The organism is Stenotrophomonas maltophilia group sp. Smal32 (assembly GCF_030237085.1).
GTDB lineage: Bacteria > Pseudomonadota > Gammaproteobacteria > Xanthomonadales > Xanthomonadaceae > Stenotrophomonas > Stenotrophomonas maltophilia_Q.
Map to the genome: position 1 here is coordinate 1 of NZ_JASJSI010000141.1, position 9,683 is coordinate 9,683.

Annotated in this window: 10 protein-coding genes; 8 read left to right on the top strand and 2 right to left on the bottom strand. The window is 66.1% G+C overall.

The window, feature by feature from the left end:
• Nucleotides 1-59 precede the first annotated feature (59 nt).
• The 5 genes from QRO91_RS20525 to QRO91_RS20545 all read left to right on the top strand — a co-directional run bounded on the left by QRO91_RS20525 (nucleotide 60) and on the right by QRO91_RS20545 (nucleotide 3,934).
• Complete coding sequence (locus QRO91_RS20525) at nucleotides 60-419, top strand: helix-turn-helix domain-containing protein (protein ID WP_049429669.1); 360 nt, start codon at nucleotides 60-62, stop codon at nucleotides 417-419.
• A gap of 76 nt (nucleotides 420-495) precedes the next feature.
• Nucleotides 496-1,020, top strand: a complete 525-nt coding sequence (tadA, locus tag QRO91_RS20530) for a tRNA adenosine(34) deaminase TadA (RefSeq protein WP_197632127.1) — start codon at nucleotides 496-498, stop codon at nucleotides 1,018-1,020.
• Between the two features lie 75 nt (nucleotides 1,021-1,095).
• A complete protein-coding gene (gene orn / locus QRO91_RS20535; protein WP_071227609.1) occupies nucleotides 1,096-1,668 on the top strand; it encodes an oligoribonuclease in 573 nt (190 codons plus the stop codon).
• Nucleotides 1,669-1,774: 106 nt separating this feature from the next.
• The gene (locus QRO91_RS20540; protein ID WP_285310535.1) at nucleotides 1,775-2,647 is read left to right on the top strand and encodes an EcsC family protein; all 873 of its coding nucleotides are present in this window, start codon (nucleotides 1,775-1,777) and stop codon (nucleotides 2,645-2,647) included.
• Between the two features lie 171 nt (nucleotides 2,648-2,818).
• Complete coding sequence (locus QRO91_RS20545) at nucleotides 2,819-3,934, top strand: alkene reductase (RefSeq protein ID WP_197650389.1); 1,116 nt, start codon at nucleotides 2,819-2,821, stop codon at nucleotides 3,932-3,934.
• Between the two features lie 87 nt (nucleotides 3,935-4,021).
• Here the strand turns inward: QRO91_RS20545 and QRO91_RS20550 are convergent, their stop codons facing one another.
• Together QRO91_RS20550 and ppsA are read right to left on the bottom strand one after the other, a co-directional pair.
• The gene (locus QRO91_RS20550) at nucleotides 4,022-4,918 is read right to left on the bottom strand and encodes a mechanosensitive ion channel family protein (protein ID WP_197650390.1); all 897 of its coding nucleotides are present in this window, start codon (nucleotides 4,916-4,918) and stop codon (nucleotides 4,022-4,024) included.
• 137 nt (nucleotides 4,919-5,055) lie between these two features.
• Complete coding sequence (gene ppsA / locus QRO91_RS20555; RefSeq protein WP_197650391.1) at nucleotides 5,056-7,434, bottom strand: phosphoenolpyruvate synthase; 2,379 nt, start codon at nucleotides 7,432-7,434, stop codon at nucleotides 5,056-5,058.
• Between the two features lie 144 nt (nucleotides 7,435-7,578).
• Between ppsA and QRO91_RS20560 the strand changes: the two genes are divergently transcribed.
• The 3 genes from QRO91_RS20560 (at nucleotide 7,579) to QRO91_RS20570 (ending at nucleotide 9,620) form a co-directional block, all read left to right on the top strand.
• On the top strand, nucleotides 7,579-8,400 hold the full coding sequence (locus QRO91_RS20560; RefSeq protein ID WP_006452040.1) for a pyruvate, water dikinase regulatory protein: 822 nt from the start codon (nucleotides 7,579-7,581) through the stop codon (nucleotides 8,398-8,400).
• Nucleotides 8,401-8,579: 179 nt separating this feature from the next.
• A complete protein-coding gene (locus QRO91_RS20565; RefSeq protein ID WP_111113715.1) occupies nucleotides 8,580-9,089 on the top strand; it encodes a DUF1249 domain-containing protein in 510 nt (169 codons plus the stop codon).
• Nucleotides 9,090-9,131: 42 nt separating this feature from the next.
• Nucleotides 9,132-9,620 (top strand): 8-oxo-dGTP diphosphatase, encoded by a 489-nt coding sequence (locus tag QRO91_RS20570; protein ID WP_106551357.1) that lies wholly within the window; start codon nucleotides 9,132-9,134, stop codon nucleotides 9,618-9,620.
• The last annotated feature ends 63 nt before the right edge of the window (nucleotides 9,621-9,683 follow it).

A 9,683-nucleotide genomic window follows, 5' to 3' on the forward strand; every position in this document is an offset into this window, starting at 1 on the left:
GTGTGCGACCATCCTCGCGATGCCGGCCTGCCCCGGCAATTACGCACCTTGAGGTAACCATGGCCTGTCCCGGAGACGTGTATGCCGCCGACTGCTCCGCACGCGATGCGCTTGCGCTGATTTCAGGCAAGTGGGTGATGCTGCTGCTGCCGGCATTGGCGCAGGGCCCGCTTCGTAACGGCGTGTTGCTGCGGAAGATCGAAGGTATCTCGCAGAAGGTGTTGACCCAGACCCTGCGACAGCTGGAGCGCAATGGCCTGGTCGAGCGTTGCGAACGGGGCAGCAGGCCGCTGCATGTGGAGTACCGGTTGACCGAGGTTGCGCGCGGCCTGGTCGACACGCTGGCTGCCCTGGACCGCTGGGCCGAGCACAACTTTCCTGTGCTGGACGCCGCCCGTGAGCGCTTCGACGCGCGTTAGCGGCGCCTGCACGACCCCGGGGCGTACAATGCGGCCCCGGCGGCCATCCTGGCCCAGTTGAAAAGCGAGAACCGCCATGACCGATGTCCTGGGTGTACCGGTGCACGACGCCGATGAACACTGGATGCGCCATGCACTGGCCTTGGCCGAGCGCGCACAGCGTGACTTTGACGAGATCCCGGTTGGCGCGGTGCTGGTAAGCGCCGATGGCCAGCTGCTGGGCGAGGGCTGGAACCTCAATATTGCCTCGCACGATCCCAGCGCGCATGCCGAGATCGTGGCCATGCGGGCAGGAGGGAAGCTGCTGGCCAACCATCGCCTGCTGGGCAGCACCCTGTACGTGACCCTGGAGCCGTGCGCGATGTGCGCGATGGCGGTCGTGCATGCACGGGTATCGCGCCTGGTCTACGGCGCCAGTGATCCAAAGACCGGTGCGTGCGGCAGTGTGTTCGACCTGCTCGGTGATTCCCGCCACAACCACCGGGTCGAGATCCACGGCGGGGTGCTGGCCAAGGAAGCCAGCACGCGCCTGACCAATTACTTCCGTGCCAAGCGCGGCAAGCCGCCGCTGCTGCTGGAAGACCATGTCGGCGAGGGCTGAGGGGCGAACGGGTATGATGGGCGCCTCTTTCCTTCACCGGTAGGCCGCGCGCCTGCCCAGCAACGAGGCGACACAATGGCGGACACCGGCGCGGCCAACGAACGACTTATCTGGATCGACCTGGAAATGACCGGGTTGGACACCGACAACGATTCGATCATCGAGATCGCCACCGTGGTCACCGACGCCCAGCTCAACGTGCTGGCCGAAGGTCCGGAATTCGCCATCCATCATCCGCTGGAAACGCTGGAGGCGATGGACGAGTGGAACCGCAACCAGCATCGCCGTTCGGGCCTGTGGCAGCGCGTGGTGGACAGCACCACCACCCTTGGCCAGGCCGAGGCGCAGACGGTGAACTTCCTGGCACAGTGGATTCCGGCAGGCCTGTCGCCGATGTGCGGCAACTCGATCTGCCAGGACCGCCGCTTCCTGCACCGCCAGATGCCGCGCCTGGAGAAGTACTTCCACTACCGCAACCTGGACGTGTCCACGGTGAAGGAACTGGCCAAGCGCTGGGCGCCGAGCGTGGCCGCCGGTGTGGGCAAGAACAGCAACCACACCGCCCTCAGCGACGTGCACGACTCCATCGCCGAGCTGCGCCACTACCGCCAGTTCATGGGGGCGCTGTCGGGCTTGCCGGTTGCCTGATGCTGTCACTCGTTGGGGTCGGATCCCTTTCCGGCGGAAAGGACTCTGATCCCTCTGTCGTGCCCCGCGACGAACCGTTCAACTCCCTGGCGCTAAGATCGGCGCCATGAACGAGCCGATCCTGCTCCCCCGCGACATCGCCCACGACGCCCGCGACTGGTCCGACCTGCAGCGGGCGGTGGCCCTGCTGGAAGCGCCGACCCTGACCGCGCGCATGGCCAACCTGGTCGGCACGCCGCTGGAGTTCGCGGTGAAGGCGCTGCCCAGCTCGGTCTCCAATCGCATCCATGGCGCCGTGCAGGCGGCACTGTCCAAGTCCGCGCAGGCCGCGCTGTGGAGCATGGACAACACCCCGGGCAAAGGCGCCTCCACCCGTTGGCACAAGCTGGCGGCCGCCACCTCCGGCGCGGTTGGCGGGGCGTTCGGCTTCGCGGCCTTGTTCATCGAGCTGCCGGTGTCAACCACCATCATGATGCGCGCGGTGGCCGACGTGGCCCGCAGCGAGGGCTTCGACCTGTCCGAGTTCAGCACCCGCCAAGCCTGCCTGGAGGTATTCGCGCTGGGTGGCAACTCGCCGCGTGATGACGCCAGCGAGACCGGTTACTACCTGGCCCGCGGCTTCACCACCGACGTGATGCGGCATCTGTCGGCCGAACTGGCCGGGCGTGTGGTGACCGGCCGTGACCTGACCCTGGGCGTGGCGCCGAAGGAAGCCGGCAAGCTGCTGGCGAAGATGGTGGAGAAGGTGGCGGCGCGTTTCGGCGTAGTGGTCACCGAGAAATTCGCCGCGCAGGCGGTGCCGATTGTCGGTGCCGCTGCCGGGGCAACGCTCAATACCATGTTCACCGACTACTACCAGGACATGGCGCGTGGCCACTTCATCGTGCGCCGGCTGGAGCAGAAGTACGGGGAAGATGTGGTGCGCACCTGCTATGACCGGGTGGCACATGGTGGCGTGTTGATCGAGCCGACGCTGTAACCGGCTTTGGGGTCGCTTTTGGGGTCAGAGCCCTTTGCGTTGCCAAGGGATCCGACCCCTGAGCAGGCCATCCTTGCCTGCCGGGCACAACTGTTTTGCCACGACACGCCTGTTGCCTTTCGCAGGCGGTCCCCATTCTTGCTGGCACTCCCCCCGCAAGAGATGTCCGCCATGTTGTTCACCTCCCACCGTCTGGGCCCGCTGACCCTGCCCAACCGCATCGTGATGCCGCCAATGACCCGCTCGCGTGCGGCTGCCGGCAACGTTGCCACCGCCGAGATGGCGACCTATTACGCGCAGCGTGCCGGCGCGGGCCTGATTGTCAGCGAAGGCACCCAGATCAGCGCGCAGGGCCAGGGCTATGCCTGGACCCCGGGCATCCACAGTGCCGAGCAGGTGCAGGGCTGGCGGCAGGTGACCGATGCGGTGCACGCTTCCGGTGGCCGCATCTACGCGCAGCTGTGGCACGTCGGCCGCGTCTCGCATGTGGCCCTGCAGCCCGATGGCGCAGCGCCGGTGTCGTCGTCGGCGTTGCTGGCCGAAGGCGTGAAGGTGTTTGTTGACCCCACGGGCGCAGGCCCGGAAGCGGGCGTGGGCGAGATGATCCAGCATTCGATGCCGCGCGCGCTGCGCGAGGACGAGATCCCGGGCATCGTCGCCGATTACGCGCAGGCCGCGCGCAATGCGCTGGAGGCAGGCTTCGACGGCGTCGAACTGCATGGCGCCAACGGCTACCTGATCAACCAGTTCATCGATTCGCAGGCCAACCAGCGTACCGATGGCTATGGTGGTTCGCTGCAGAATCGGCTGCGTTTCCTGCGCGAAGTGGTGCAGGCGGTAGTGGCAGTGGCCGGCGGTGATCGCGTTGGCGTGCGCCTGGCGCCGCTGACCACGCTGCAGGGTGCGGTGGACGATACGCCGCAGGCGACCTATCTGGCCGCTGCACACCTGCTCGGCGAGCTGGGCGTGGGCTACCTGCACATTGCCGAAGCCGATTGGGAGGATGCGCCGGTGATGCCGGTGGCGTTCAAGCAGGCGCTGCGCATGGTCTACCCGGGCACGCTGATCTATGCCGGCAAGTACACCGCCGAGCGCGCCGATCAGGCGCTGGCCGAAGGCTGGGCCGATCTGATCGGGTTCGGCCGGCCGTTCATTGCCAACCCGGATCTGCCTGAGCGCCTGCGTACGGGTGCGTCGCTCAATCCGCCGGATCGTGCGAGGTTCTTCGGCGGTGGCGCGGAGGGCTTCACCGATTACCCGGTACTGGAAGAGGTTGCCGAGGCCTGATGACGGGTATGCCGGCCGCTGGCCGGCAGCCCGGGGATGGAGTCGGTTGGGTGGGTGCCGACCGTTGGTCGGCACTACCGGGATGGATCAGGGCTTGTCGCGCACCAGCGCATCCGCCTCAACCACGCCGCCATCCTTGCCATGCAGGTACAGGTGCATGTCCTGCTGCGGATACGGAATGTTGATGCCGGCCTTGTCATAGCCCAGCTTCAGCTGCTCCAGCAGCGTCACCTTGGTGCCGAACCAGTCGGCTGACTTCACGTAGCAGCGGATGCCGAGGTTGATCGCGTGCGCGCCGAGTTCGTACACCACCACGTCCGGTGCTGGCGTCTGCAGCACGCGTGGGTCGGCCTTCATCAGTGCCAGCGCGGTATCGCGTGCCAGCTGGATGTCGTCCTCGTAACCGATGCCGATCACCAGTTCGACGCGGCGCGTCGGTTCGGCGGTCAGGTTGATGATCGGCGCGGCGGTGATCAGCGTGTTCGGGATGGTCGTGTGCTGGTTGTCGGCACCGGTAAGCACGGTCTGGAAGATGCGCACTTCGCGGACCGTGCCGGTCTGCCCGGCCACGGTAACTACGTCGCCGACACGGAACGGGCGCAGCGTCACCAGCATCACGCCCGAGGCGATGTTGGACAGCGAATCCTTCAATGCCAGGCCGACCGCCAGGCCAGCGGTACCGAGCACGGCCAGCAGCGGGGTGATCTGCACGCCCAGCGTGCCGATGGCGAGTACCACCACAATCACCAGTGATGCGGCGTAGACCACGTTGCGCAGGAAACTGCCCAGCATCGGGTCCACGCCCATGCGCGCGGTCGCGCGCGGCATCGCGTTGGACAGGCGTCGTGCCACCCACATGCCGACCAGCAGCACCACGATGGCAGCAAGCAACGGCACGCCATAGGTTTCCAGCAGGCGTTCCCAGTCGAGCGAGTGGAACCAGGGCGTTGCGGCGGGGGCGGCGGGTGCTGCTGCGGCGATCATGCGGACATCCTTTGCTGCGAAGGGCAGGGCGTGCGTGCACGCCAGAAACACGAAGCCCCGCAGAGGCGGGGCTTGCGTGCAGCAGCAGTATGGGCTGACGCCGATGAACACGACGTCAGCCTGCGGCCATCAGTGCATCAGCCGTTGGCCTTCAGCTTGGCCAGGCGCAGCCAGGTATCGACCACGGTGTCCGGGTTCAGCGACACCGACTCGATGCCTTCCTGCATCAGCCACTCGGCCAGATCCGGATGGTCGGACGGGCCCTGGCCGCAGATGCCGACGTACTTGCCCTTGGCACGTGCCGACTTGATCGCCATCGACAGCAGCTTCTTCACCGCCGGGTTACGTTCGTCGAACAGGTGGGCGACAATCGACGAATCGCGGTCCAGGCCCAGGCTGAGCTGGGTCAGGTCGTTGGAGCCGATCGAGAAGCCGTCGAAGATCTCCAGGAATTCATCGGCGAGCAGTGCGTTGGACGGCACTTCGCACATCATGATGATCTTCAGGCCGTTCTCGCCCTGCTTCAGGCCGTTCTGTTCCAGCACCTCGATGACCTTGCGGCCTTCTTCCAGGGTGCGCACGAACGGAATCATGACCCACAGGTTGTCCAGGCCCATTTCGTTGCGCACGCGCAGCACAGCCTTGCACTCCAGCGCGAAGGCGGCCGAGAAGCTCGGGTCGACGTAACGGCTGGCGCCGCGGAAGCCGATCATCGGATTCTCTTCGTGCGGCTCGTAGTTGCTGCCGCCGATCAGGTTGGCGTACTCATTGGACTTGAAGTCCGACAGGCGCACGATCACGGCGTTCGGTGCAACCGAGGCGGTGAGGGTGGCGATGCCTTCGGCCAGGCGGTCCACGTAGAAGCTGACCGGATCACCGTAACCGGCGATCTTCTCGTCGATCTTCTTCTTGGTCGCGGCGTCCTGGCGGTCGTATTCCAGCAGCGCATTCGGATGGATGCCGATGTGGCTGGCGATGATCATTTCCAGGCGGGCCAGGCCGATGCCGGCGTTCGGCAGCTGGCCGAAGTCGAAGGCGCGTTCCGGGTTGGCCACGTTCATCATGATCTTCAGCGGTGCCGGCGGCATGTTGCCCAGATCGGTGGTTGTGCGCTCGAAGCCGAGCTTGCCTTCGTAGATGAAGCCGGTATCGCCTTCAGCGCAGCTGACGGTGACCAGCTGGCCATCTTCGATGACCTTGGTGGCGTTGCCCGAACCGACCACAGCCGGCACGCCCAGCTCGCGCGCGATGATCGCGGCGTGGCAGGTACGGCCGCCACGGTTGGTGACGATGGCCGAGGCGCGCTTCATCACCGGTTCCCAGTCCGGGTCGGTCATGTCGGCGATCAGCACGTCGCCCGGCTGCACGCGGTTCATGTCATCCAGCGTCTTCACCACGCGGGCCACGCCCGAACCGATCTTGGCGCCGACGGCGCGGCCTTCGGCCAGCACGGTGCCGCCCTTTTCGGTCAGCGCGAAGCGCTCGATCTGGGTGGCGTGGCTGCGCGACTTCACCGTTTCCGGGCGCGCCTGCACGATGAACAGCTTGCCGCTGACACCGTCCTTGGCCCACTCGATGTCCATCGGGCGGCCGTAGTGCTTTTCGATGACCAGCGCCTGCTTGGACAGCTCCTGCACGTCCTCGTCGCTGATCGAGAAGGTGTTGCGCAGTTCGACCGGGGTATCCTCGATCTTCACGCGCTCACCGGGGACATCCGAATACACCATGCGGATCGCCTTGCTGCCGAGCGAGCGGCGCAGGATCGCCGGCTTGCCGGCCTGCAGGGTGGGCTTGTAGACGTAGTACTCGTCCGGGTTCACCGCACCCTGCACGACCATTTCGCCAAGGCCGAACGAGGAGGTGACGAACACCACGTCGCGGAAGCCGGACTCGGTGTCCAGGGTGAACAGCACGCCGGAGGAACCGACGCCCGAACGCACCATCAGCTGCACGCCGGCGGACAGGAACACGTCCTCGTGCTTGAAGCCGTGGTGCACGCGGTAGGCGATGGCACGGTCGTTGTACAGCGAGGCGAACACTTCCTTGACCTTGTGCACGACGTCGTCGGCACCGGTGACGTTGAGGAAGGTTTCCTGCTGGCCGGCGAAGGAGGCATCCGGCAGATCCTCGGCGGTGGCCGACGAACGCACGGCAACGGCCACGTCGCCACCGCCGTTGTCGGCGCTCAGCTTGGCGTAGGCGGTGCGGATGTCCTGGTCCAGCTGCGGCTGCAGCGGGGCATCGATCACCCAGGTGCGGATTTCCTTGCCGGCCGCGGTCAGCGCGTTGACGTCCTCGACGTCCAGCGTGGCCAGCTTGTCGAAGATGCGCTTGGACAGATCGTTGTGCGCGATGAAGTCCTTGAAGGCTTCAGCGGTGGTGGCATAACCGCCCGGCACCGAAACGCCCAGACCGGCCAGGTTGCCGATCATCTCGCCCAGCGACGAATTCTTGCCGCCTACGCGGGCCAGATCGGCCAGACGCAGTTCGTGCAACCACAGGATGTTCTCGTTCAAGCGCGATGCTCCGTTTGGCCATCGCCCGAGGCGGGCTGAGTGGCCGCGTCCGTAGGAAGAAGCCGATATGATGCCGGGCAGAGCACCGTCGGCACAAGCTTGTGCTGGCGGCCTTTTTAAGCTTCGTAGGGGGTAAAAGCGCGCATGTCGACCATCCGTCCGGTGTTCTACGTTTCCGATGGAACCGGTATCACCGCTGAAACCATTGGGCATAGCCTCCTCACCCAGTTCTCCGGGTTCAGCTTCATTACCGACCGGATGTCGTTTGTCGACGACCCCGAAAAAGCGCGTGAAGCCTGTGCCCGGATCCAGGCGGCGGGGGAGCGGTACCAGGTCCGGCCGATCGTGGTGAACTCCTGCGTCGACCAGAGCCTGAGCCTGATCCTGGCCGACAGCGGGGCACTGATGCTGGATGTGTTTGCGCCGTTCATCGAGCCACTGGAGCGTGAACTGGCCAGTCCGCGCCTGGCCCGGGTCGGCCAGGCCCACGGCATGGTCGATTTCGACACCTATCACCGCCGCATCAATGCGATGAACTTCGCGCTGACCCACGACGACGGCATTGCGGTGAACTATGACGACGCCGACGTGATCCTGGTGGCGGTGTCGCGCGCCGGCAAGACGCCCACCTGCATCTACCTGGCCCTGCATTACGGGGTGCGCGCGGCCAACTACCCGCTGACCGACGAGGACCTGGAAAGCGACCGCCTGCCGCCGCGCCTGCGCAACTACCGGCGCAAGCTGTTCGGCCTGACCATCGACCCGGACCGCCTGCAGCAGATCCGCCAGGAGCGCCGTCCGAATTCGCGCTACGCCAACCTGGACACCTGCAAGCGCGAAGTGGCCGCGGCCGAGGTGATGTTCCAGATGGAGCGGATCCCGACCCTGAGTACCACCCATACCTCGATCGAGGAGATCTCCAGCAAGGTGCTGGCCACGCTGGGGCTGCAGCGCGAGCTGTATTGAGGCGCGCGCCCAGTGGATGCTGGGCCCTGTCGAGCCGAGCCCACGCTCGGCTGCCCTTCGGCCAGAACCCGGTGGCCCAGCCGAGCATGGGCTCGGCGCTACAGCGGTGACAGCGACCGGCGGGTTGGCTGTGGCTCGAGGCGCCCCCACGTTGAAGCACCAACGTGTAGGATCGACCCATGGCCCGAGCCTTGCCCCGTACCGAACGCATTCCCCGCCTGAGCCGGTTGAGCTGGCTCATGGGCCTGTACGCGGAAAACTACCGCCATCTGGTGCGCCTGTTCGAACCGGCCGGACTGGCGGCGGGCAGCTACATCTCCTCGATCGGCGACGGCTTGGACGTGCGCCTGGACGTGATCGAGTGCCACCGCTACACGGTGGAGCTGCGCCTGACCTACGACCTGGCCGATCCGGTCACCGGCGAGCCCGATCCCTCGGCCTATGTGCGCCTGTACCGTGACGCGCGCCAGGCCGAGACCACCCATTGTTACGTCGGCCGCCGCTGGCAGGACACCATGGGCCTGTACCCGCCGCCGGCGGAGCTGATCAGCCACCGCATGCGGATGAATACTTTCCTCGGCAAGTGGCTGGAATACCTGGCCGAGCGCGGCCACGGCGTGGCCACCCTGCGCCGTGATCCCGATGGCGCAGGCACACCCACCGAACGCCGCCTGTCGCTGGTGCGCTGATCGGCCATAATCCACGGCTGACCTGCCGCTGGATGCTGCCCCATGCCGTATACCCCGATCGTCGCCACCCTGGGCTACGTGCTGTCGCCTGATCGTCGCCAGGTGCTGATGATCCATCGCAATACCCGCCCCGGTGACCATCACCTGGGCAAGTACAACGGGCTGGGCGGCAAGATCGAAGCGGACGAGGACGTGGCCGCCAGCATGCGCCGCGAGATCCAGGAAGAGGCCGGCATCGACTGCACGGAAATGCGCCTGCGCGGCACCATCAGCTGGCCGGGTTTCGGCAAGCACGGCGAGGACTGGCTGGGCTTCGTATTCGTCATCGACAGCTTCGAGGGCACCCCGCACGGCGGCAACCACGAAGGCACGCTGGAGTGGGTGGACCTGGACAAGCTGGACACGCTGCCGATGTGGGAGGGCGACCGCAACTTCCTGCCGCTGGTGTTCGACACCGACCCGCGCCCGTTCCACGGGGTAATGCCGTACAAGGACGGGCGCATGGTCAGTTGGTCCTACAGCCGCCTGTGAGCCGGCGGATCGGGTGGGCGCCAACCATTCCGGTGGGTGCCAACCTTGGTTGGCACGCTCTTC